The 22987-nt window shown below is 74.0% G+C and carries 23 protein-coding genes; 7 read left to right on the top strand and 16 right to left on the bottom strand.

The features are described from left to right. Positions 1–680 precede the first annotated feature (680 nt). Positions 681–1967: a tyrosine--tRNA ligase gene (gene tyrS / locus ACGFIG_RS21945; protein ID WP_393006292.1), complete on the bottom strand. Its 1287-nt coding sequence runs from the start codon at positions 1965–1967 to the stop codon at positions 681–683. 106 nt (positions 1968–2073) lie between these two features. On the opposite strand from tyrS, the gene ACGFIG_RS21950 reads away from it, so the two are divergent. Then, complete coding sequence (locus tag ACGFIG_RS21950) at positions 2074–2457, top strand: PaaI family thioesterase (RefSeq protein ID WP_393006294.1); 384 nt, start codon at positions 2074–2076, stop codon at positions 2455–2457. A 36-nt stretch (positions 2458–2493) separates the two neighbouring features. Here ACGFIG_RS21950 and ACGFIG_RS21955 read toward each other — a convergent pair whose 3' ends face one another. From ACGFIG_RS21955 to ACGFIG_RS21965, 3 genes are all read right to left on the bottom strand, one after another. Beyond that, positions 2494–3813, bottom strand: a complete 1320-nt coding sequence (locus tag ACGFIG_RS21955; protein WP_393005625.1) for a hemolysin family protein — start codon at positions 3811–3813, stop codon at positions 2494–2496. A 172-nt stretch (positions 3814–3985) separates the two neighbouring features. After that, entirely contained in the window at positions 3986–4624 is a 639-nt protein-coding gene (locus tag ACGFIG_RS21960) for a hypothetical protein (protein WP_393005627.1), read from the bottom strand. 51 nt (positions 4625–4675) lie between these two features. Further along, complete coding sequence (locus ACGFIG_RS21965; protein ID WP_393005629.1) at positions 4676–5158, bottom strand: GNAT family N-acetyltransferase; 483 nt, start codon at positions 5156–5158, stop codon at positions 4676–4678. 94 nt (positions 5159–5252) lie between these two features. Between ACGFIG_RS21965 and ACGFIG_RS21970 the strand changes: the two genes are divergently transcribed. Continuing rightward, the gene (locus ACGFIG_RS21970) at positions 5253–5507 is read left to right on the top strand and encodes a hypothetical protein (protein ID WP_393005631.1); all 255 of its coding nucleotides are present in this window, start codon (positions 5253–5255) and stop codon (positions 5505–5507) included. An 18-nt stretch (positions 5508–5525) separates the two neighbouring features. Here the strand turns inward: ACGFIG_RS21970 and ACGFIG_RS21975 are convergent, their stop codons facing one another. After that, entirely contained in the window at positions 5526–6002 is a 477-nt protein-coding gene (locus ACGFIG_RS21975; RefSeq protein ID WP_393005633.1) for a cyclic nucleotide-binding domain-containing protein, read from the bottom strand. A gap of 210 nt (positions 6003–6212) precedes the next feature. Here ACGFIG_RS21975 and ACGFIG_RS21980 point away from each other — a divergent pair, with 210 nt between their 5' ends. From ACGFIG_RS21980 to ACGFIG_RS21990, 3 genes are all read left to right on the top strand, one after another. After that, a complete protein-coding gene (locus ACGFIG_RS21980; RefSeq protein WP_393005635.1) occupies positions 6213–8855 on the top strand; it encodes a cation-translocating P-type ATPase in 2643 nt (880 codons plus the stop codon). A 69-nt stretch (positions 8856–8924) separates the two neighbouring features. Continuing rightward, complete coding sequence (locus ACGFIG_RS21985) at positions 8925–9821, top strand: universal stress protein (RefSeq protein WP_393005637.1); 897 nt, start codon at positions 8925–8927, stop codon at positions 9819–9821. Positions 9822–9948: 127 nt separating this feature from the next. Further along, positions 9949–10830 carry a universal stress protein gene (locus tag ACGFIG_RS21990; protein WP_393005639.1) on the top strand — a complete coding sequence of 294 codons (882 nt, stop codon included), beginning with the start codon at positions 9949–9951 and terminating at the stop codon, positions 10828–10830. A gap of 50 nt (positions 10831–10880) precedes the next feature. Here ACGFIG_RS21990 and ACGFIG_RS21995 read toward each other — a convergent pair whose 3' ends face one another. From ACGFIG_RS21995 to ACGFIG_RS22005, 3 genes are all read right to left on the bottom strand, one after another. After that, positions 10881–11504, bottom strand: a complete 624-nt coding sequence (locus ACGFIG_RS21995) for an FMN reductase (protein WP_393005641.1) — start codon at positions 11502–11504, stop codon at positions 10881–10883. Beyond that, entirely contained in the window at positions 11501–12625 is a 1125-nt protein-coding gene (locus ACGFIG_RS22000; protein WP_393005643.1) for an LLM class flavin-dependent oxidoreductase, read from the bottom strand. The genes ACGFIG_RS21995 and ACGFIG_RS22000 overlap by 4 nt, the downstream gene beginning before the upstream one ends. A 157-nt stretch (positions 12626–12782) precedes the next feature. Continuing rightward, on the bottom strand, positions 12783–13415 hold the full coding sequence (locus ACGFIG_RS22005; protein ID WP_393005645.1) for a DNA-3-methyladenine glycosylase: 633 nt from the start codon (positions 13413–13415) through the stop codon (positions 12783–12785). Between the two features lie 91 nt (positions 13416–13506). Between ACGFIG_RS22005 and ACGFIG_RS22010 the strand changes: the two genes are divergently transcribed. Continuing rightward, on the top strand, positions 13507–13923 hold the full coding sequence (locus tag ACGFIG_RS22010; RefSeq protein WP_393005647.1) for a DNA-binding protein: 417 nt from the start codon (positions 13507–13509) through the stop codon (positions 13921–13923). Between the two features lie 50 nt (positions 13924–13973). After that, on the top strand, positions 13974–14330 hold the full coding sequence (locus ACGFIG_RS22015; protein WP_393005649.1) for an MmcQ/YjbR family DNA-binding protein: 357 nt from the start codon (positions 13974–13976) through the stop codon (positions 14328–14330). A 41-nt stretch (positions 14331–14371) separates the two neighbouring features. On the opposite strand, the gene argH is transcribed toward ACGFIG_RS22015, so the two are convergent. The 8 genes from argH to argC are packed head-to-tail and all read right to left on the bottom strand — an operon-like array spanning position 14372 to position 22962. Beyond that, on the bottom strand, positions 14372–15835 hold the full coding sequence (gene argH / locus ACGFIG_RS22020) for an argininosuccinate lyase (RefSeq protein WP_393006296.1): 1464 nt from the start codon (positions 15833–15835) through the stop codon (positions 14372–14374). Between the two features lie 17 nt (positions 15836–15852). Next, positions 15853–17055 carry an argininosuccinate synthase gene (locus ACGFIG_RS22025; protein WP_393005651.1) on the bottom strand — a complete coding sequence of 401 codons (1203 nt, stop codon included), beginning with the start codon at positions 17053–17055 and terminating at the stop codon, positions 15853–15855. Beyond that, on the bottom strand, positions 17052–17567 hold the full coding sequence (locus ACGFIG_RS22030; RefSeq protein ID WP_393005653.1) for an arginine repressor: 516 nt from the start codon (positions 17565–17567) through the stop codon (positions 17052–17054). Before ACGFIG_RS22030 ends, ACGFIG_RS22025 begins: the two co-directional genes overlap by 4 nt. After that, positions 17567–18541, bottom strand: a complete 975-nt coding sequence (argF, locus tag ACGFIG_RS22035; protein WP_393005655.1) for an ornithine carbamoyltransferase — start codon at positions 18539–18541, stop codon at positions 17567–17569. The genes ACGFIG_RS22030 and argF overlap by 1 nt, the downstream gene beginning before the upstream one ends. Beyond that, entirely contained in the window at positions 18538–19857 is a 1320-nt protein-coding gene (locus ACGFIG_RS22040; RefSeq protein WP_393005657.1) for an acetylornithine transaminase, read from the bottom strand. Before ACGFIG_RS22040 ends, argF begins: the two co-directional genes overlap by 4 nt. Continuing rightward, positions 19854–20795 carry an acetylglutamate kinase gene (gene argB / locus ACGFIG_RS22045; RefSeq protein WP_393005659.1) on the bottom strand — a complete coding sequence of 314 codons (942 nt, stop codon included), beginning with the start codon at positions 20793–20795 and terminating at the stop codon, positions 19854–19856. The genes ACGFIG_RS22040 and argB overlap by 4 nt, the downstream gene beginning before the upstream one ends. After that, a complete protein-coding gene (gene argJ / locus ACGFIG_RS22050; protein ID WP_393005661.1) occupies positions 20792–21964 on the bottom strand; it encodes a bifunctional glutamate N-acetyltransferase/amino-acid acetyltransferase ArgJ in 1173 nt (390 codons plus the stop codon). Before argJ ends, argB begins: the two co-directional genes overlap by 4 nt. Then, complete coding sequence (argC, locus tag ACGFIG_RS22055) at positions 21961–22962, bottom strand: N-acetyl-gamma-glutamyl-phosphate reductase (RefSeq protein WP_393005663.1); 1002 nt, start codon at positions 22960–22962, stop codon at positions 21961–21963. The genes argJ and argC overlap by 4 nt, the downstream gene beginning before the upstream one ends. Positions 22963–22987 lie beyond the last annotated feature (25 nt).

A 22987-nucleotide genomic window follows, 5' to 3' on the forward strand; every position in this document is an offset into this window, starting at 1 on the left:
CCAGCGTTCGTCCTGAGCCAGGATCAAACTCTCCAACAAAAACTTGTCGAACAGTCATCCCGGCAACAAAAAGTGTTGCCAAAGGAATCCAAGACCAACAAACCTATAAAGGTTCACCAGTCCGGGGTATAAACAATTTGGCACTGGCTTATCAAGCACCCTGTTGAGTTCTCAAAGAACAACCACACACCGCCCAGAAACCCCACACCGTGGAGCCCCCGACCCGGGGCATTTCGTTCACCATCCCCGCCGCTCTCGCGCCAGGCACTTTTACTACGCTACCCACCGATTTCCGCCGTGTCAAACCGCTCTGCAGCGATCCGCACCACTTCAACCCATTTGCGGGCGCCAAGCGGCAGCGGCTTCCGCCGCTCTCCACAAGGCTTCCGGTAGACCGGCCGCCGCAGTCTCCCGCGAACTCGCCCGGCTCCCTACCAGCGATGAACCATACCCGGTCGGTTCCGCCTCGCCAAATCCGCCTCGCAGCGAATCCGGGGCACCGCCCGGCCCGGAAACCGATGAGCACAACCGCTCCCGGCCCGAAGTCCGTCCGCCGCGCCCGGCCTCCCGGAGCAATCGCCCCGTTCGTCCCTTCCGCGCTGGCAGAGAGAAAGTTACGCCCCCGGCTGATCGGTCGTCAAATCCGCCGGGGGCGTCCCGCGTCACACGGGTTCGTACGCTCAGCCGCGCAGCTCGACCCCGGCGAACGACCGCTTGCCGCGGCGCAGCACCAGGTAGCGGCCGTGCAGCAGATCGTCACGGCCCACCGTGGCGTCGGTCTCGGTGATCCGGGTGTTGTTCACGTAGGCGCCGCCCTCGGCGATCACCCGACGCGCCTCCTTCAGGCTCGGCACCAGCCCGGAGTCGCGCAGCAGCCCTGCGACGTCGGGCAGCTCGTCGACGTGCACGAGACCGGCCTCGCTCAGCGCGGCCCGCAGCGTCGCCGGCGCGAGCTCGTCCAGCGAGCCCCGGCCAAAGAGCGCCTGGCTGGCGGCGACGACCTGCGCCATCTCCCGCTCGCCGTGCACCAGCGTGGTCAGCTCCTCGGCGAGCGCCCGCTGCGCCGCCCGGGCCGCCGGCCGCTCGACGGTCTCCTGCTCCAACGCCTCCAGCTCCTCGCGCGAGCGGAAGCTGAAGTACCGCAGGTAGCGGCCCACGTCCCGGTCGTCGACGTTGACCCAGAACTGGTAGAACGCGTACGGGCTGGTCATCTCGGGGTCCAGCCAGATCGCGCCGCCCTCGGTCTTGCCGAACTTCGTGCCGTCGGACTTGGTCACCAGGGGCGTGGTGAACGCCTGCACCGGGCCGGCGCCGCGGCGACGGATGTAGTCGACGCCGGCGGTGATGTTGCCCCACTGGTCCGAGCCGCCGAACTGGAGCTGGCAGCCGTGGCGGCGGTGCAGCTCGAAGAAGTCGTTCGCCTGGAGCAGCTGGTAGCTGAACTCGGTGAAGCTGATGCCGGTCTCCAGCCGCGCCTTCACCACCTCGCGAGCCAGCATCTTGTTGACCGGGAAGTGCTTGCCGACGTCGCGGAGGAACTCGACCACCGACATCTCGCCGGTCCAGTCCAGGTTGTTGACCAACTGCGCGGCGTTCTCCCCCTCGTACGAGACGAAGGGCGCGAGCTGGTCGCGGATGCGGGCCACCCAGCCGGCGACCACCTCGGGTGAGTTGAGGGTCCGCTCGGCGCTCTCCTTCGGGTCGCCGATCTGCCCGGTGGCGCCGCCGACGAGCAGCACCGGCCGGTGTCCGGCGAGCTGGAGACGACGTGCCGTGGCGACCTGCACGAGGTGGCCGACGTGCAGGCTCGGCGCCGTCGGGTCGAAGCCCACATAGTAGGCGGCGGTTTCGCCGTCGAGCAGCGCGCGCAGCTCGTCGAGGCCGGTGGAGTCCTGGATCAGGCCCCGCCATCGCAGGTCGTCGGTCAGGGAGTACCGCCCGGGCGGCGGGAGGCTGCTGTCGGTCACGGTCACCGATTCTCCCCCATGACCGGGGAAGGACCGTACCGGGTTTGTCGCCTGGTCGGACGCGTAGGCTGGCCGCGCCCTGATCAAGGAGGAGAACGCCGTGGAGATGCCGGATCTGACGGGCGGCTTCGTCGCCCTGCTCGGGCTCAAGCTCGACGAGGTGGGCGAGGACCGGGTGGTCATCCGGTGGCAGGTCCGCCCCGAGCTGCACCAACCGTTCGGGATCCAGCACGGCGGCGTGTACTGCTCGGTGGTCGAGACGGCCGCCAGCATCGGCGGGTCGCTCTGGCTGGCCGGGCGGGGACGCGTCGTGGGCGTGTCGAACCAGACCGACTTCCTCCGCGCGGTACGCGACGGCGAACTGACCGCCGTGGGGACGCCCGTGCACCGGGGGCGCAGTCAGCAGCTCTGGCAGGTCGAGATCACGGACGCCGACGCCCGGCTCGTGGCCCGCGGCCAGGTGCGGTTGCAGAACCTCTACTCGGACTGACGGCCGGCCGGGCGAGGACGGCGACGGGCAGCGCGTTCAGCTCCGGGCCTCGTCCAGCACGGCCTCGGCGTCGTCGGTCTCCGACTCGGCCCGCCGGCGCAGCCGGACCCCGGCGATGGCGCGGTGGGCGATGCGGGTCACCTCGAGCTCCCAGCCGTCCACGACGACGCTCTCGCCCGCCACGGTGGGGATGTGACCGAGGGAGGCGAGCACGAGGCCCGCGATGGTGGTGTAGTCGCCGCCGGGTCGGCCGGGCAGCTCGACGCCGAGGTCGGTGAGGTCGTGCACGGGGAAGGTGCCGGGCAGCAGCAGGGTGCCGTCCGGCTCGGTGCGTACGGAGAGCACGTCCCGGTCGGTCTCGTCGTAGATCTCCCCGACGATCTCCTCGAGGATGTCCTCCAGGGTGACGATCCCGTCGACCGCGCCCCGCTCGTCCACCACCAGGGCGATGTGCTGGCGTTCGGCCTTGAACTGCCGCAGCGCGTCCACCACCGGCAGCGAGTCCGGCAGCAGCATCGGCGGGCGGGCGCACTCGTCGACCGGTCGGTCGTCGGGCACCCCGACGAGGTCACGCAGGTGGATCACGCCGACCGCGTCGTCGAGCCCCCCGTGCCGGACCACCGGCGCCCGGGAGTGGCCGGTCGCGGCCAGCAGCAGCCGCGCGGCCTCCGCCGTGGTGCCGCTGTCGAGCGTGAAGACCTGCAACCGGGGTACGAGCACCGCCCGCAGCTGCCGGTCGGCGATCTCGACGGCGCCCGCGATGATCGTCCGCTGTTCCTTGGTGAAGCCGTGGTTGCCGGAGACGATGTCCCGCAGCTCGTCGGGGCCGATCTCGTCGGGCTCGTGCTTCGGGTTCAGCCCGACGAGGCGTACCACCAGGTCGCTGGTGGCGCCGAGGGCCCAGACGGCCGGTCGGGTCACGGAGGCCAGCAGGTCGAGCGGGCGGGCCACCAGCAGCGCCCACCGTTCCGCGGCCTGCATGGCGATCCGTTTCGGGGCCAGTTCGCCGAAGACCAGGGTGACGAAGGTCAACGCGAGGGTGACCACCACGATCGCGACGGTCTCGGCGGCACCGCCGAGCGGGCTGAGCAGCGGCACGAGCGGCTTGGCCAGCGACACCGCCGCCGCGGCCGAGGCCAGGAAGCCGGCGAGGGTGATCCCGATCTGGATGGTGGCCAGGAAACGGTTCGGGTCCTTGGCGAGACGGGCCAGCACCCGACCGGCCCGGCTGGTGCGTTCCAGCCGCTGGATCTGGCTGTCCCGCAGCGAGACCAGTGCCATCTCGCTGCCGGCGAAGACCGCGTTGAGGATGACCAGGACACCGACCAGGGCCAGTTGGGTCCAGATGCTCTGCACGCCCGGCTCTCCTCACACGGGACAGGTGCCCGCCGGCACGACGGGCACCGCCGGCCGAAGGCTGCGGCCGGCGTAGGCCAGTCTGTGCCCACCGGACCGGCCGGCGAATCCTCAATCGGACCGGGTTGTGATCAGGCCTGCCCGGCGGGCGAGGCGGGCACCTGCCGTAGTACTACGTGGCGACCGGCGAAGCGGGCAGGTCGAGGACGTACGAACGGCCCTCGGGGCGGAAGCCGAGCCGGTGGTAGTACGGGGCGACCATGCCGGGCGGGGTGATCACCCGGCGGAAGCCCCGGTCGGTGAAGAGCGTGCTGCGCCGGTAGACGAACTCACCCGGCGTGAAGTCGCGGAAGCGCCGGGTGACGTAGTCGAGGTCGACCTGCGCCACGCCGTCCGCCTCGGCGTGCGACAGCACCACGCCGACCACCTCGTCGGCGCGGACAACCAGGAACGCGGAGCGTTCGGCGGCGGTGCCGGGGGGCCAGCGGAAGCCGGGGTTGAACCGGGCGATGTCGGCGGCGTGCACATTCAGCGTGTGGGCCAGGAACTGGTCGTCGACCCCGACCTCGACCACCTGGTAGGTGGCCTCGTCGTGGCGGGTGGCGAGCATGGACCGCAGGTACCAGACGTTGATCACGGCGAGCACGACGTTCAGCCCGACCATGGGCCAGACCTGGACGGCCACGTTGTATCCGATCAGGATCAGGCAGCCGACCAGGTTCAGGGCACGCAGCCGGAGGATGCGCGTCTGCAGCAGCGACCAGACCAGCAGCGCCGAGCCTGTCCAGCCGATCAGTTCCAGCCAGTTCACGCCGCGAGAGTAGTGGTCGCCCGGACGCGACGCCCCGGCGGGCGGCGGCGGTCAGTCTCCGGCGAGCTCCAGCACCCACTCCTCCACCTCGGTGCCCCGGCCGTCGGCGTACCCCTTGTCCTCGCCGGTGACGACGAAGCCGCACTTGCGCAGCACGGCGAGCGAGGCCTTGTTGTCCTTGGCCGCGCGGGCGTGCAGGGGCCGCCGGGGCAGCTCGCGCATCAGCGCGGCGAGCGCCGCGGTGGCGTAGCCCCGGCCCCAGCGTCGCGGGTCCATCCAGTAGCTGACCTCGGTGCGGTCGTCGACGGGGAAGGCGACGACGTGGCCGACGACCTCGCCGTCGACGACCACCGTGCGGGCGACGATGCGCTCGTCGGCGCGCACCCGGCGCCAGTGCGCGTCGAAGCGCTCGCGGTCGGTCGGATCCTTTGGCCCGAAGGCGGCCATCCAGTTGGCCTCCGCGTCCTGCTCGTGGGCGAAGAAGTGGGGCAGGTCGTCGTCGCGCACGGCACGCAGGCGCAGGTCGGCGTTCATGGCCCGAGGATAGGGGCGAGCACCGACAGGTCCGGGTTCCGGGCGGTACGCGAAGTCCCGGGCCGGCGAGCCGTGGTGCGCGGACAATGGCCGGATGGGACGAGACGTACGCATGGCGCGGGTGGCCGGGGCGAGCGCCACCGGCGCGGTGGCGACGGGCGCGCGGGCGGCGGGCGCGGCGTCGATCGGGGCGCTGGCGGTGGGCGCGCTGGCCTGCGGTGCCGTCGCCGTCGGGGCGCTGGCGATCGGGCGGCTGGCGATCCGCCGGGCCGTGATCCGGGAGCTGCGCATCGGCAGGCTGGAGGTCGAGGAACTGGTGGTGCGCGGGCGGCCGATCGGCGACGGCTGACGGCCGGCGTCCACGCGGTCAGCCGGCGGGCGGAGCGGCCACCGGGTAGCCGTAGAGGTCGAGCAGCCGGCCCCGGGCCGCGTGCAGCCGGTCCACCACCACGCTCATGAAGCGGGTGGTGAGCTGCCGGCCGAGCGCGTCGTCGGACTCCATCAGCCGGCGTACGCCCTCGGCGCTGAACTCCACCGCCGTGGTGCGCTGCGCGGCCACCGCCCCGAACTGCCAGCGGTACGGCGGGAACAGCCACGACCAGCCCAGCACCCCGCCCGGGCCGATCGTCTCGATCTCCACGTCGCCCCGGCCCGGCACCGCGAAGTCGAGCGCCACCCGGCCGGTACGCACCAGCCAGAAGCGCTCGGCCGGCCGGTCGGCCCGGAACAGCCGGTACCCGGGGTGCCAGACCACCGGCCGGGCGTGACCGGCGAGCCGGGGCAGCCACGGCTCGGGCAGCCCGGCGAGGAACGGATGCGCGCGCAGCACGTCCAGGGTGGTCATGCGGTGCCCCTTTCGTCGGGCCGGGCCGGCGGTGACCGGGTGCCTGCGACGGGTCGTCCCGGCTCCCATCACACCGCACCTCGGGGCGTGGGCGGCAGGGCCGTTGGTCCCTGGTGTCGCGGGCGGAACTGCCCTGGCGGGTGCCCCCGGGTGGGACGAGGGTGGCATCGGGACGTACGCGGCGACGGCGCCACGGCAGGGCGGAGGGTGATGTGGGACGGTCCGCAGAACGGCCACGGGGGCGTACGGGTGTCCACTGACGTCTCGACCAGGCCCCCGGCGGGGCTCCGTTCGGCGGAGGCCGCAGTCCGGTTACGCGCGGACGGGCCGAACGCGGCGGTCGCGCCGGCCCGCCGCCACCTGGGCGGCCGGATCCTGCACCAGCTCACCGACCCGCTGGTGGCGTTGCTGCTGGCCGCCGCCGTGGTCACCGCCGTGCTGCGCGACTACCCGGACACCGCCGTGATCGTGCTGGTGGTGCTGGTGAACACCGCCATCGGCGTGGTGCAGGAGGTCCGCGCCGACCGGGCGATCGCCGCGTTGGACCAGCTCGCCGCGCCCACGGCGCGGGTCGTGCGGGACGGCCGGGACGTCGTCCTGCCCGCCGCCGACCTCGTCCGCGGTGACCTGGTGCGGGTCGAGGCCGGCGACGTGGTCCCCGCCGACCTGCTGCTGGCCGAGGCGGCCCGGCTGAGCGTCGACGAGTCGGCGTTGACCGGGGAGTCGGTGCCGGTGGCGAGGGCGGTGGGCGAGGAGGCCAGCGCGGGGACGGTGGTCACCACCGGGCGGGCCACCGGCACCGTGGTACGCACGGGTGCCGCGAGCGCGCTCGGCCGGATCACCGCCCTGGTGGCGGCCACCCGGCCCGCCGCCACCCCGTTGCAGCGCCGCCTCGCCGGGCTCGGCCGGATGCTCGGTTTCGCCGCCGTGGTGCTCTCGGGGTTGGTCTTCGTCATCGGCGTCGTCGGCGGGCGGCCGGTGGTCGACATGGCGGTCACGGCGGTGAGTCTCGTGGTGGCGGCCGTGCCCGAGTCGCTGCCGGCGGTCGTCACCCTCGCCCTCGCCCTGGGTGCCCGGCGGATGGCCGGGGCGCGGGCCATCCCCCGCCGGCTGCACGCGGTGGAGACCCTCGGCTCCGTGACCGTCATCGCCTCGGACAAGACCGGCACGCTGACCGAGGGCCGGATGGCGGTGCAGCACGCCGTCACCGGCGACGGTTCCCGCTACGGTGTCACCGGCAGCGGCTACGCGCCGCACGGCGCGGTGCACCGGCGGGGCGAGCCGGTGGCCGTACCGGAGGAGCTGCGCCGCCTGGCGCGGGCCGGGCTGCTCTGCAACGACGCGGCCCTGGCGCCGCCCACCGACGAGCGGCCGGAGTGGGGGGCGGTCGGCGACCCGCTGGAGGCGGCGCTGGTGGCCTTCGCCGCGCGGTGCGGGCTCGATCCGGAACGCACCCGCGCGGCGTGGCCGCGGGTCGCGGAGCACCCGTTCGACCAGGAGCTGCGCCGGATGACCACCGTGCACCGCTCCTGCGACCGGCGCTACCTGGTGGTGTGCAAGGGCGCGCCGGAGAGCGTGCTGGCCGCGCCGCTGCTCGACGCCTCCCCTGAGGAGGTCGCGGAGTTGACCGCCGCCGCGCACCGGCTGGCCGGCGAGGGGCTGCGGGTGCTGGCGGTCGCGTCCGCCGTGGTGGACGCCCCGCCGGACGATCCCGCCCGGCCGGTCGGGCTGCGGCCTGTGGGGCTGGTCGCCGTGGGCGACCCGCTGCGCCCGGGCGCGGCCGACATCGCGGGCAGCTTCGACGACGCCGGGGTCCGGCTGGTGCTGGTCACCGGCGACCACCCCGCGACCGCCGCGTCGATCGGCGGCCAGCTGGGGATCTGGCGCGAGGGCGACCCGGTGGTACGCGGGGACGACGGCGATCCGGCGCGGGCGCATCCGCGGGCGCGGGTGTTCGCGCGTACCCAGCCGGAGCAGAAGCTCGACATCATCGCCGGTCTCCAGTCGCGGGGGCACGTGGTGGCGATGACCGGCGACGGCGTGAACGACGCTCCGGCGCTGCGCCGGGCCGACATCGGGGTGGCGATGGGCGGCGGCACGGAGGTCGCCCGGCAGGCGGCGGACCTGGTGCTCGTCGACGACGACCTGTCCACGGTGGCCGCGGCGATCGGTGAGGGCCGGCGCATCTACGACAACATCCGGCGCTTCCTGCGCTACGCGCTCTCGGGCGGGGCGGCCGAGATCGCCGTGATGCTGCTCGGTCCGCTGTTCGGGCTGGCCGTGCCGCTGCTGCCGGCGCAGATCCTCTGGGTGAACCTGCTCACCCACGGCGTGCCGGGGGTGGCGCTGGGCGCGGAGCCGGCGGAGCCGGGCACGCTGCGTCGGGCGCCCCGTTCCCCGTCCGAGTCGGTGCTCGGCGCCGGCCTGGGCCGGGACGTACTGGTCACCGGCACGTTGATCGCCGCCGTGGTGCTCGGCGCCGGGGTGCTCGCCGCGCACTGGGACCGGCCCTGGCAGTCGGTGGTCTTCGTGGTGCTCGGCCTGGCCCAGCTCGGGGTGGCACTCGCGGTCCGCGCGCCGCGACCGCCCGGCGCCCGGCGCGGCAACCTGGCGCTGCCGGTCGCGGTGGCGGTCTCCGCGCTGCTCCAGGTCGCCGGGGTGCTGCTGCCCCCGCTGCGGGAGCTGCTCGGCACGGAGCCGCTCGGCGTGGTGGAGCTGCTGGCCTGCGCCGCCGTCAGCGTGCTGCCCGGGCTGGTGCTGCGGTTGGCCCGCCGGTCCGCCCGGCACGAGGCGGGAAGCGCCGGCCCGGCCGGTGACCCGCAGGCCGGCGATCCGGGACGAAGGTCCCGATGATCAGGGCGACCGCCTCTGACCGGTAGCGTTCCGAAGGAGCAGGCTGGAGACGGACAGAAGGAGGATTCGATGGCCATCAACACCGGTGCCCCCGTCGTGGTAGGAGTGGACGGTTCGGCCGCCGCGCTCGACGCGGTCCGGGAGGCGGCGCGGGAGGCGGCCGAGCGGCAGCGCCCGCTGCGGATCGTGCACGCCTTCATCTGGCCCCTGACACGCGCCCCGCTCGGCGCCGCCGAGGGCGCACCGGCCGGCGCCGGCCTGCGCAACCAGGCCGAGCGGTACGTCGCCGAGGCGATCGCCGAGGCCACCAAGATCGCCCCGGACGTGCCGGTGACCGGCGTGGTGGTCGACGGCGCGGCCACCCCCGTCCTGCTCGCGCAGTCCCAGGACGCCGCCCTGCTGGTGCTGGGCCACCGGGGCCTGGGCGGCTTCGCCGGGCTGCTGCTCGGCTCCGTCACCGTGCAGGTCTCCGCCCACGCGCAGGTGCCCGTCCTCGTGGTGCGCGGCGAGCAGCGCGCCGACGGCCCGATCGTGGTGGGCGTCGACGGCTCGGAGTGCTCCCGCGAGGCCGTCGCGTTCGCGTTCGAGGAGGCCAGCCGCCGGGGCGCCCCGCTGGTCGCGGTGCAGGCCTGGCTCTTCCCCGCACCGGTCGGTCCGGGCGACATCCTGCCCCTGGTGTACGACCTGGACGCGTTCGCCGCCGAGGAGGAGCGTGTCCTCGCGGAGTCCGTCGCCGGCTTCGCCGAGCGCTATCCCGACGTGCCGGTGCAGCACCGGCTGGTCCGGGGCTCGCCCGGCGGGGTGCTGGTCGAGGAGTCGAAGAAGGCCCAGCTGGTGGTCGTGGGGGCGCGCGGTCGGGGCGCGCTCGGCGGGCTGCTGCTCGGCTCGGTCAGCCACGCGGTACTGCACCACGCGCACTGCCCGCTGGTGATCGTGCGGCAGCCGAAGCGGGACGACGCGTCCTGACCCGGTCACCGCACCGCGACGCCGTCGCGCCGGTCGCTCCCCCGACCGACGCGACGGCGTCCGTGTAAATGCCGGCCGGTGGCCGGTGCCGCCTCGACAATGACCGGATCGACGTGAGGGAGGGCTGATGAACCGACCCGTGGTGGTGGGGGTGGACGGATCACCGGCGAGCCTGCTGGCGGCGGAGCACGCCGCCCGGGCCGCCCTGCTGCGATCCCGTCCCCTGCACCTCGTGCACGGCTACCTGCACCCGCTCGGTTACGGCGTGCCGATCAACCCGTACGACCTGGGGTTGCCGGCGCCGACCGAGGAGGCGCAGAAGATGTTGGAACGCACGGCCGCCGACCTCGCCGGGCGCTGCCCGGGGCTGACCGTCGAGGCGCGTCAGGTGGCCGGCGGGCCAGGTGCGACGCTGGTCGAGGAGTCCCGGCGGGCCGAGCTGGTGGTGGTGGGCAGCCGGGGGCTGGGCGGCTTCGCCGGGCTGCTGCTCGGCTCGGTCGGCACGCAGGTGGCCGCCCACGCGCACTGCCCGGTCCTGGTGGTGCGTCCCGTCGAGGAGCCGATCCCGGTCGCCGGGCCGGTGCTGGTCGGGGTGGACGGCTCGGAGACCGCCGAACTGGCGGTCGGGTACGCGGCCGACGAGGCGGCCCGTCGCGGCGACGGGCTGGTGCTGGTGCACGTCCAGCCGCCGGACGGGGACGGCACCGCGGCGGGCGAGGTGAACCGGGAGCAGGCCGCCGTGGACGCGGAGTCCGCCGAGCTGCTCGCCACCGCCGCGGCGGCCGTGCGGGGCAGCCACCCGGGGTTGGCCGTCGAGGAGCGGTTGCTCCGGGCGCCGAAGGCCGAGCAGGCGCTCGTCGAGGCCAGCGGGGGCGCGGCGCTGGTGGTGGTCGGCTCCCGGGGCCGGGGCGGGTTCACCGGGCTGCTGCTCGGCTCGGTCAGCCAGACCCTCGTGCAGCACGCGCACTGCCCGGTGCTGGTGGCCCGCCCGTACGGTCACGCCCGCTGACGTGCCCTCGACCCGCCGGCCCCGGAGCGGGGTCGGCGGGTCGGCGGCGCTCAGCGGTCCCGGCCGCCGAGCAGTTCGTCGAAGCTGGTGGTGAGGGCGAACGGGTCGGCGGGGCCGGTGGACGCCGGCCGCCGGTGGATCTGCTCGGCCAGCTCGCGGCCGGCGCGGACGATCCGCGCCCGCAGCGCGCCGTCGGCGGCCCCGGCGGCCCAGTCCTCCGGGGCGGCGAAGACGGCGGTGGGCACCACGATCGACCGCAGGTGGGCGAACATCGGCCGGACGGCGTGTTCCAGCGCCAGCGAGTGCCGTGCCGTTCCGCCGGTGGCGCCGGCCAGCACCGGCCGGTCCGCCAGCGCGCCGGGTTCGACCAGGTCGAAGAACGACTTGAACAGCCCGTTGTACGAGGCGTGGAAGATCGGCGTGACGGCGATCAGCCCGTCCGCGCCGGTGACCGTGTCGAGCACCTCCCGCAGGGCGGGCGACGGGAAGCCGGTCAGCAGGTGGTTGACGACGTCGTGGGCGTGCTCGCGCAGCTCGACGGTGCGTACGTCGACGTCGTCGCCGCGCCGGGCCAGCTCGTCGCGGGTGGCCACGGCGAGCTGGTCGGCGAGCAGCCGGGTCGACGAGGGCTGCCCCAGCCCGGCCGACACCACGGCGAGCGTGCGGCGGGTCATCGGCCCGTCTCCGTCCCGGCCCGGTCCCCGGCGTCCCGGCCGGCGTCCGGGCGTGCGGCGTCGCGCAGGGACGCGTGGGTGGGCGCGGCGGGCACGTGCGCCGGACGCAGCGACTCGAACTCCTTGCGCAGCACGGGCACGACCTCCTCGCCGAGCAGGTCGAGCTGCTCCAGCACGGTCTTCAGCGGCAGGCCGGCGTGGTCCATCAGGAACAGCTGGCGCTGGTAGTCGCCGACGTACTCGCGGAAGCCCAGCGTGCGGTCGATGACCTGCTGCGGGCTGCCCACGGTCAGCGGGGTCTGCGCGGTGAACTCCTCCAGCGACGGGCCGTGCCCGTAGACGGGCGCGTTGTCGAAGTAGGGCCGGAACTCGCGCACCGCGTCCTGCGAGTTGCGCCGCATGAACACCTGCCCGCCGAGGCCCACGATGGCCTGGTCGGCGGAGCCGTGGCCGTAGTGGGCGAAGCGCTGCCGGTAGAGCCCCACCATCCGCTGGGTGTGCTCCTTCGGCCAGAAGATGTGGTTGGCGAAGAAGCCGTCGCCGTAGTAGGCCGCCTGCTCGGCGATCTCGGGGCTGCGGATCGAGCCGTGCCAGACGAACGGCGGCACGCCGTCGAGCGGGCGCGGCGTCGAGGTGAACGACTGCAACGGGGTGCGGAAACGCCCCTTCCAGTCGACGACGTCCTCGCGCCAGAGCCGGTGCAGCAGGTCGTAGTTCTCGATGGCCAGGGGGATGCCGTTGCGGATGTCCTGGCCGAACCACGGGTAGACCGGCCCGGTGTTGCCGCGCCCCATCATCAGGTCCACCCGGCCGTCGGCGAGATGCTGGAGCATCGCGTAGTCCTCGGCGATCTTCACCGGGTCGTTGGTGGTGATCAGCGTGGTGGAGGTGGAGAGCAGCAGGCGCTCGGTACGGGCCGCGATGAAGCCCAGCATGGTGGTGGGCGACGACGGCACGAACGGCGGGTTGTGGTGCTCGCCGGTGGCGAAGACGTCCAGGCCGACCTCCTCGGCCTTCAGCGCGATGGCGACCATCGCCTTGATCCGCTCATGCTCGGTCGGCTCGCGACCGGTGGTCGGGTCGACCGTGACGTCGCCGACGGTGAAGACTCCGAACTGCATGACCAGCTCCTCGCGTTCGTCCCTGGCCGGGGCCGCTGCGGCGCCCGGACGCACGGCACAACATATTTGACGAGTCAACTATTCCGCCATCCGCGGCACCCCCGGTGGCCGCCGTCACGCCGCCCGCGTCGCCGCACGGCGGTCGCCGCCGGGCAGGTCAGCGGCTGCGGGGCACGTGCCGGCGGTAGGCGCTGACCGTCGGCTCGTCGGCGATCCAGAACCGCCACGGCACGTCGTGCGCGCCGGTCACACCGACCCGGGGCCCGGCCACGACCGCCTGTTCGGGCACCGGCACGTCCGCCGGGCGCAGCCGGACCGGACCGTCGCCGAGCAGCCAGCGGCCGTAGGCGCTCCTGTCGATGCCCAGGGCCGCGCAGAGCCGGGCGGGCCCGCGCGCGAGATCGACGTCCCGGCGTACGGCGGGGCGCCTCGCCCGGGCCGTCTCGACGCCGTCGACCACCTCGCCGGCGCGCAGCAGCACCGCCGAGGCCTCCCCGTCGACGCCCGTGACCACGTTCATGCACCAGTGCATGCCGTAGGTGAAGTAGACGTAGGCGTGCCCGGCCGGGCCGAACATGACGGCGTTGCGCGGGGTGCGGCCCCGGTGCGCGTGCGACGCGGGGTCGCCGGCCGTCCCGGCGTACGCCTCGACCTCGGTGATCCGGACCGTCACGTCGCCGGCAGTCAGCCGGCAGCCGAGCAGGCCCCGGGCGGCCGGCACCACCGGGCCGGCGAGCAGGTCGGCCAGCCCCGCGAGATCGGCGGGGCGGCGCGGGGAGTACGCCACCACGGCACCGACCCTATCCGCCCCGGACGGCCGACGCCCGTCAGCCCATCAACGTTTCGTTGACAACATATCGTTGATGTGTTGGAGTGGCGGCATGACGGACTCCTTCACCGCCCCCGACGCCGGGGCGTCCCGGGCGCACCGCACCTACGCGGCCCTGCGTCGGATCGCCGACCGGCACGCCGACACCGAGGCCCGCCGTCGCCGGCACACCAACCCCTACCTGCCGGACACGTACGAGGCGGTCGCGCTGGTCACCGCCCTGGCCGCCGGCGGGGCCGAGGTCGAGCCCGGCGAGGAACCCGCCGACGACGCGGACCTCGTCGCGGCGCTCACCCTCGTCCCGCACCTGCGGGCCGAGGTCGACACGATGGAGGCGGGACTGCTGACGCTGGCCCGCGCCCGTGGACTGACCTGGCAGCAGATCGCGTACGGGCTGGGGCTGGGCAGCGCGCAGGCCGCCAAGCAGCGCTACGAACGACTCTCCGCCCGCACCGCCACCACCGACTGACGCCGCCGATGGTCCAGACTGGGCCCGAAAGCGGTGCCGAGGAGGACGCGATGACGCGCGAGGAGATGCTGGCGTACTGCCTGGGGAAGCCGGGCGCCCGGCTGGACCAGCCGTGGGAGGGCGACGAGGTGGTGAAGGTCGGCAGCCGGATCTTCGCCTTCCTGGGCTCCTCCGGCGCCGACGACCCGACGGTCGGCGTGAAGTGCGGGCCGACCCGGGAGATCGCCGACGAGTGGCTGCACCGGCACCCGGGCGACGCGCGGGCATCGCCGTACATCGGGCGCTCCGGCTGGAACACGCTGCGCCTGGCCGGCGGGATCGACGACGAGGAGCTGATCGAGGCGGTCGACGCCTCGTACGACGCGGTGGTGGCCAAGCTGCCGAAGCGGGAGCGCCCGACGGGCTGAACCCCGCGCGGCCTCCGTGGCGGCCGCGCGGGGTCGGCGACTCAGCGGGGAACGACCCGCTCGGCGGCCCACTCCCGCCAGCCGGCGAGCTTGTCGGCGGCGGTGGCGAGCTGGTCGGCGACCGGCCCCGGGCCGGTCGAGCCGGGCGTGGTGCGGGCGGCGAGCGCCGAGCGGACCGAGAGCACGTCACGCACCGACGGGTCGAGATGCTCGCTGACCGCCGCGAGGTCGTCGTCGCTGACCTCGTCGAGGGCGCAGTCGCGGGCCACGCAGAGCGCCACCAGCCGCCCGGTGATCTCGTGGGCGTCGCGGAACGGCACGTTGCGCCGGACCAGCCAGTCGGCGACCTCGGTGGCGAGCGAGAACCCGACCGGGGCGGCGGCCACGAGGCGGTCGGCGCGTACGGTCATCGTGGAGATCATCCCCGCGAGCGCCGGCAGCAGCAGCTCCAGGGTGTCGACCGCGTCGAAGGCCGGCTCCTTGTCCTCCTGCATGTCCCGGTCGTACGTCATCGGCAGGCCCTTGAGCATGGTCAGCACGCTCATCAGCCCGCCGACGAGCCGGCCGGACTTGCCCCGGGCCAGCTCGGCGATGTCCGCGTTCTTCTTCTGCGGCATGATCGACGAGCCGGTGGCGAACGCGTCGTCCAGCTCCACCCAGCCGAACTCCTGCGACGTCCAGAGCACCACCTCCTCGCCGAGGCGGGACAGGTGCACCCCGGTCATCGCGGTGACGAAGAGGAACTCGGCGACGAAGTCCCGGTCGGCGACGGCGTCCATCGAGTTGGCGAAGGACGTGCGGAAGCCCAGCTCCTTCGAGACGGCCACCGGGTCCAGCGGCAGGCCGGAGCCGGCCAGCGCGCCCGCGCCGAGCGGGCTGACCGCCGCCCGGTCGTCCCAGTCACGCAGCCGCTCCAGGTCGCGCAGCAGCGGCTGCACGTGGGCCAGCAGCCAGTGCCCGAAGGTGACCGGCTGGGCGTGCTGCAGGTGCGTCATGCCGGGCGCGGCGGTCTCCACGTGCCGTTCGGCCTGCTCGACGAGGGCCTCGGCCAGCTCGACCAGCCGGCCGGCCACGCCCCGGGCGTGGTCGCGCAGGTAGAGTCGCAGGTCGGTGGCGACCTGGTCGTTGCGCGACCGGCCGGCGCGCAGCTTGCCGCCGAGGCTGCCGAGCCGCTCCAGCAGCCCCCGTTCCAGGGCGGTGTGCACGTCCTCGTCGTCGACCGTGGGACGGAACTGCCCGGAGGCGCAGGCCGCCTCCAGGTCGTCCAGGGCTGCGAGGATGCGGCCCAGTTCGTCCGGGTCGAGCAGGCCGGCCCCGGCGAGCACCCGGGCGTGGGCCCGGGACGCCGCGATGTCGTACGGGGCCAGCCGCCAGTCGAACTGCACGCTCACCGACAGCCGGGCCAGTGCCTCGGCGGGGCCGCCGGCGAACCGGCCACCCCACAGGCTGGTGCGGTTGGTCGCGGCGCTGTTCTCGGTCAGGCTCTTGTCGTCCACGTCGCCCATTCTGGTCGTCACGGTCCTCAGCCTCCCAACCGGGCGTCCCGGGCGGCGGCCATCTTGCTGGGCAGGCCCCATAGCTGCACGAAGCCCTTCGCCAGGGACTGGTCGAAGGTGTCGCCGGTGTCGTAGGTGGCCATGCCGAAGTCGTAGAGGCTGGCCTCGGAGCGCCGCCCGGTGACGGTGGCCCGGCCGCCGTGCAGGCTCAGCCGTACCTCGCCGGTGACGTGCCGCTGCGCGTCGTCGATGAACGCGTCCAGCGCGTTCTTCAGCGGGGAGAACCAGAGTCCGTCGTAGACCAGCTCGCCCCAACGTTGGTCGACGCCGCGCTTGAACCGGGCCAGGTCCCGCTCCACGGTCACCGCCTCCAACTCCTGGTGGGCGGTGATCAGCGCGATGGCGCCGGGCGCCTCGTACACCTCGCGGCTCTTGATGCCGACGAGGCGGTCCTCGACCATGTCGAGCCGGCCCACGCCCTGCGCGCCCGCGCGCCGGTTGAGCTCCAGGATCGCCTGGTACGGGGTGACGGTCTCGCCGTCGACCGCCACGGGCACGCCGGCGTCGAAGGTGATGGTGACCTCGTCGGCGTCGCGCTCCTGCGCCGGGTCGGCGGTGTACGAGTAGAGGTCCTCGACGGGGGCGTTCCAGATGTCCTCCAGGAAGCCCGTCTCGACGGCGCGCCCGAACAGGTTCTGGTCGACGGAGTACGGCGACTTCGCCGACACGTCGATCGGCAGCCCCTTCTCCTCGGCGAAGGCGATCGCCTTGTCCCGGGTCCAGGCGTAGTCCCGGGCCGGCGCGACGATCTTCAGGTCGGGCGCGAGCGCGCCCAGGCCGACCTCGAAGCGGACCTGGTCGTTGCCCTTGCCGGTGCAGCCGTGCGACACGATGGTGCCGCCGTGCTTGCGGGCCGCGGCCACCAGGTGCTTGACGATCAGCGGCCGGGACAGCGCGGAGACCAGCGGGTAGCGGTCCATGTAGAGCGCGTTCGCGCGGATGGCCGGCAGGCAGTACCCGGCGGCGAACTCGTCGCGCGCGTCGACCACCTCCGACTCGACCGCGCCGCAGTCCAGGGCGCGCCGCCGGATCGCGTCGAGGTTCTCGCCGCCCTGCCCGACGTCGACCGCCACCGCGATCACCTCGGCGCCGGTCTGCTCGGCCAGGTACGGGATGGCGACGGAGGTGTCGAGCCCTCCGGAGTAGGCGAGTACGACCCGCTCGGTCATGGTGTGGTGTTCCCTTCAGCGTTCTCTTCCCGGCGGGCCCAGGCGGTGAGTTTGTCGCCGAACGCGGCCCCGCCGACGGCCTCGCGGGTCACGACGAGGATGGTGTCGTCGCCGGCGATGGTGCCGACGACCTCGGGCAGACCCGCTCGGTCCAACGCGCTGGCCAGGTAGTGGGCCGCGCCCGGCGGGGTACGCAACACGGCGATGTTGCCGCTGGCGTCGACCCCGTTGAGCAGCTCGCGCAGCAGGCGGATCAGTCGGGCCGGGGCCGTCTCGGCGTCGCGCAGCGGCCGGTGCCCGTCCTCGGGGATCAGGTAGCAGGCCCGCCCGTCGCCGCCGCGCGCCGTGACCGCGCCCAACTCCTTGAGGTCGCGGGAGAGGGTGGCCTGGGTGACCTGGATGCCGTCGCCGGAGAGCAGGTCGGCCAGCTCGGTCTGCGAATGGATCGCCCTGTCGCGGATCAGTTCGACGATGCGGGCGTGCCGGGCGGCGCGGGTCAGCGGGGCGGTCATCATGTCTCCCTGGTCGCGGCGACGCCCGGCGCCGCCGCGTCCGGGACGGCGGGTGCGGCCCCGAGGAGGAACGTCAGCAGCGCCTTCTGGGCGTGCAGCCGATTCTCCGCCTGGTCGAACACGACGCTCTGCGGGCCGTCGAGCACCTCGTCGGTGATCTCCTCGCCCCGGTGCGCGGGCAGGCAGTGCAGCACGACGGCGTCGGGCGCGGCGTGGCCGAGCAGCGCGGCGTTGACCTGGTACGGCAGGAACGGGGTGATCCGGTCCAGCCCGTCCTCCTCGTGCCCCATCGAGGTCCAGGTGTCCGTGGCGACCACGTCGGCGCCGGCCACCGCCGCCACCGGGTCGGTCAACGCCTGCACCGAGCCCCCGGTACCTGCGGCGATCTTGGCGGCCCGGGCGACCACCTCCGGGTCGGGGCCGAAGCCGGCCGGCCCGGCGACCCGTACGTGCAGGCCGGCGGTCGCCCCGGCGAGCAGGTACGAGTGCGCCATGTTGTTCGCGGCGTCGCCGACGTACGCCAGCGTCCGGCCGGCGGTGCCGCCGCAGTGCTCGCGGACGGTGAGCAGGTCGGCCAGGAGCTGGCAGGGGTGGAAGCCGTCGGTGAGCGCGTTGACCACCGGCACGGAGGCGCCGTCGACGACCTCGGCGAGCCGGTCGTCGCCGTGGGTACGCAGCACGATCGCCGCGACGTAGCGGGACAGCACCCGGCCGGCGTCGGCGAGGGTCTCGCCCCGCCCGAAGTGGGTGACCTGGGTGTCCACCACGAGGGGGTGCCCACCCAACTCGGCGATGCCGACGTCGAACGAGAAGCGCGTACGCAGGCTCTGCTTGTCGAACAGCACCGCCACGGACCGGGGTCCGGCCAGCGGCCGGTGGCCGAACCGGTCGGCCTTCATCCGCGCCGCGAGGTCGAGCACGGCCGACTGCTCGGCGGGGGTCAGGTCGTCGTCGCGCAGGAAGTGCCGGATCACGCGCTCGCCTCCGTAACACTCGGCAACGCCCCGCTGGACGCGGACGCGGCGTCCACGGCGGGCGACGTGGAGATCTTGGTAGGTTCCGGCCCCTCCAAGGGCCGTTTCGTACCAGGATCCGGCGCGGCACCGGCGGCACCGGCGGCGGCCGGGGACGTCGCGTCGAGGGCGGCCGAGAGAGCGGCCACGAAGTCGTCGGCCTGGGCGGCGGTGAGGATCAGCGGCGGGGCGAGCCGCACCACGCCCGGCTGCACCGGGTTGACCAGGAAACCGGCCTCCCGCAGCGCCTCGGCGAGGACCTTCGAGACGGGCGCGGCGAGCACCACGCCGAGCAGCAGGCCCGCGCCGCGTACGCCGTCGACCAGCGGATGGCCGAGCCCCTCGATCCCCCGGCGCAGCCGCTCCCCGATCCGCTTGACGTGGTCGAGCAGCCCCTCGCTGGCGATGGTGGACACCACGGCGAGGGCGGCGGCGCAGCTCACCGGGTTGCCGCCGAAGGTGGTGCCGTGCGAACCCGGGGCGAGCAACTCGGCGGCCCGCCCGAAGGCCAGGCAGGCGCCGACGGGCAGCCCACCGCCCAGCCCCTTGGCCAGGGTCACCACATCGGGCTCGACCCCCTCGGCCTGGTGGGCGAACCAGTGCCCGGTACGCCCGACGCCCGTCTGCACCTCGTCGAGCACCAGCAGCGCGCCGTGCCGGGCGGTGATCCGGCGCGCGGCGGCCAGGTAGCCGGCCGGCGGGACCACCACGCCGTTCTCGCCCTGGATCGGCTCGATGATCACCATCGCGGTGGCGTCGGTGACCGCCGCCTCCAGCGCGGCCACGTCGCCGTAGTCGACGTGGGTCACCTCGCCGGGCAGCGGGCGGAACGGATCGGCCTTGGCCGGCTGACCGGTGAGGGCGAGCGCGCCCATCGTGCGCCCGTGGAAGCCGCCCCGGGTGGCGACCACGTGCGTACGGCCGGTGAGCCGGGAGAGCTTGAACGCGGCCTCGTTGGCCTCTGCGCCCGAGTTGGCGAAGAAGACCCGTCCCGGCCGCCCGGCCAGGGCCAGCAGCAGCTCGGCCAGGGCCACCGGGGGTTCGGCGACGTAGAGGTTGGAGACGTGCCCGAGGGTGGCGACCTGCTTCGACACGGCGGCCACCACGGCCGGGTGGGCGTGACCGAGGGCGTTGACGGCGATGCCGCCGACGAAGTCGACGTACTCCCGGCCGGCCTCGTCGACCACGACGGCACCGGAGCCGGAGACGAGAGCGAGCGGCGGCGTGCCGTAATTGTCCATCATGGACTGGGACCAGCGCTCGACGAGCGTACTCATCCGGCGACCGTGCCTTCCTGGTTGACGACTGCGGGGCTCGTGGAGGGGGTTCTCGTGGGGATGACCATGGTGCCGAATCCTTCCGACGTGAAGACCTCCAGCAGCGTGGAGTGGGCGACCCGGCCGTCCACGACGTGCGCGGCCGGCACCCCCTGGCGCACCGCCCGCAGGCAGGCCTCCATCTTGGGCACCATGCCGCTCTCCAGCGACGGCAGCAGCTCCGCCAGCTCGTCGGCGGTGATCTCGCTGACCAGGCTGCTCGTGTCCGGCCAGTCGGCGTACAGGCCCGGCACGTCGGTGAGGACGACCAGCTTGCGGGCGTCGAGGGCGACGGCGAGCGCGGCGGCGGCGGTGTCGGCGTTCAGGTTGTGCAGCACCCCGTCGGCGTCGGGCGCCACGGTGGAGATGACCGGGATGCGGCCGGCCGCGATCAGGTCGGTGACCGCCGAGACGTCGACCGACTCGACGTCGCCGACCTGCCCGACGTCGACCGGCTCCCCGTCCACGTACGCGGGCCGCCGCACGGCGGTGAACAGCCCACCGTCCTCGCCGGACAGGCCCACCGCGAACGGCCCGTGAGCGTTGATCAGGCCGACGAGTTCCCGCCCCACCTGGCCGACCAGGACCATCCGGACCACGTCCATCGCCTCCGGGGTGGTGACCCGCAGGCCGCCCCGGAACTCGCTGGCGATGCCCAGCCGGCCGAGCATGGCGGAGATCTGCGGCCCGCCGCCGTGCACCACGACCGGCTTCAGTCCGGCGTACCGCAGGAAGACCATGTCGGCGGCGAAGGCCCGCTGGAGCTTGGGGTCGACCATGGCGTTGCCGCCGTACTTGACCACGACGGTCGAGCCGGAGAAGCGGGCCAGCCAGGGCAGCGCCTCGATCAGCGTGGCCGCCTTGGCCTGGGCGCGGGCGAGATCGGTGGAGAGGCTCATGTCGAGTAGGCCGAGTTCTCGTGCACGTACGCGTGGGAAAGGTCGTTGGTCCAGACGGTGGCCTCGGCGGCGCCGGCGTGCAGGTCGATCCGGATGGTGACGTCCCGTCCCGTCAGGTCGACCTTCGACCGGTCCTCGGCGGCGGCGCCGGAGCGGCACACCCAGACCCCGTTGACCGCGACGTCGACCCCGTCGGGCTCGAACGCGGCGGCGGTGGTGCCGACGGCGGCGAGGATCCGCCCCCAGTTCGGGTCGTTGCCGAACAGCGCGGTCTTGACCAGGTTGTTGCGGGCCACCGACCGGCCCACCTCGACCGCGTCGTCCTCGCTGGCCGCGCCGACCACGTCGATGGCGATCTGCTTGGTGGCGCCCTCGGCGTCGGCGATGAGCTGCTGGGCCAGGTCGTGGGCGGCGGCGGTGACGGCGGCCGTCAGCTCGGCGGCGGTCGGCGCGATGCCGCTCGCACCGCTGGCCAGCAGCAGCACGGTGTCGTTGGTCGACATGCAGCCGTCGGAGTCGATCCGGTCGAAGGTGACCCGGCACGCCTCCCGCAGGGCGGCGTCGAGCTCCTCCGGCCCGGCCACCGCGTCGGTGGTCAGCACGCAGAGCATGGTGGCCATCGCCGGGGCGAGCATGCCCGCGCCCTTGGCCATGCCGCCGACGGTCCAGCCGCTGCCCCGGGCCACCGTGGTCTTGGGCCGGGTGTCCGTGGTCATGATGGCCTCGGCGGCGGCCGGGCCACCGTCGCGCGACAGCTGACGGATCGCCGACCGTACGCCCGGAAGCAGCTTCTCCATCGGCAGCCGCTCGCCGATCAGGCCGGTCGAGCAGACCGCCACGTCGGCGGCGCCGAGCATCAACCGCGCGCTGGCCGAGCTGAGCGCGGCGGCGGTGTGCTCGGCGGTCGCGTGGGTGTCCTGGAAACCGGCCGGCCCCGTGCACGCGTTGGCGCCACCCGAGTTGAGTACGACGGCGCGGGCGACGCCGGCGCGCACCACCTGCTGGGTCCAGAGCACCGGCGCGGCCTTGACCCGGTTGGCGGTGAACACGCCGGCGACCCCGGCGTCCGGGCCGTCGTTGACGACCAGCGCGACGTCGCTCGCGCCGCTGGCCTTGAGCCCGGCGGCCACCCCGGCCGCCCGGAACCCCCGCGGAGTCGTGACAGTCATGGTGCTACCCCCCAGACGGACAGGCCCGTCGTCTCCGGCAGGCCACACATGATGTTGGCGTTCTGCACGGCCTGGCCGGCGGCGCCCTTGCCGAGGTTGTCCAGTGCGCTGAGCACGATCATCCGCCGGGAGTCGACGTCGACCGTCGCCTGGAGATGACACGAGTTGGAGCCGAGGGTGGCGGCGGTGTGCGGCCAGGCCCCCTCGGGCAGGACGTGCACGAAGGGCGCGTGGGCGTACGCCTCGGCGAGCACCGCGCGCGGGTCCACGCCCCGGGCCGGCACGGCCGTCACGGTGGCGAGGATGCCCCGGGGCATCGGCGCGAGCACCGGCGTGAGCGACAGGCCGGTCGCGCCGGTGGCCTGCTTGATCTCCGGTACGTGCTGGTGGGTGCCGACGCGGTAGGACGACAGGTCGCCCATCACCTCGCTGCCGAGCAGGTGCGCCTTGGCCGCCTTGCCGGCGCCGGAGGTGCCGGACGCGGCGACGACCACCACGTCGGCCGGGGAGGCGGCGCCGGCGGCGACCAGCGGGGCGAGGGCCAGGATGATCGCGGCGGCGTAGCAGCCCGTGTTGGCGACCCGCGTGGCACCGGCGATCAGCTCCCGCTGGCCCGGCAGCTCGGGCAGCCCGTAGGTCCACGGCCCGGCGTGCGTGCCGCCGTAGTAGTTGGCCCAGGCGTACGGGTCGGCGAGGCGGTGGTCCGCGCCGAGGTCGACCACGCGCACCTCGGGCGGCAGCTGGGCGGCCAGGGCCGCCGACTGGCCGTGCGGCAGGGCCAGGAAGACCAGGTCCGCGTCGGCCAGCGTCGCCGCGTCCGTCTCGCCGAGCACCATGTCCAGGCCGGCGAGCTGCGGGTGTACGACGTCGAGGCGGTGCCCGGCCTGGCTGTGTGCGGTGGCGGCGACGAGGTCGAACTCCGGGTGCCCGGCGACCAGGCGGATCAACTCACCCCCCGCGTAGCCGCTCGCACCGGCGACCGCAACCCGGATACTCATTCCCACCTCCGCATGACTATGCAGG

This window comes from Micromonospora sp. NPDC049048, from assembly GCF_043197615.1.
Classification (GTDB): domain Bacteria; phylum Actinomycetota; class Actinomycetes; order Mycobacteriales; family Micromonosporaceae; genus Micromonospora.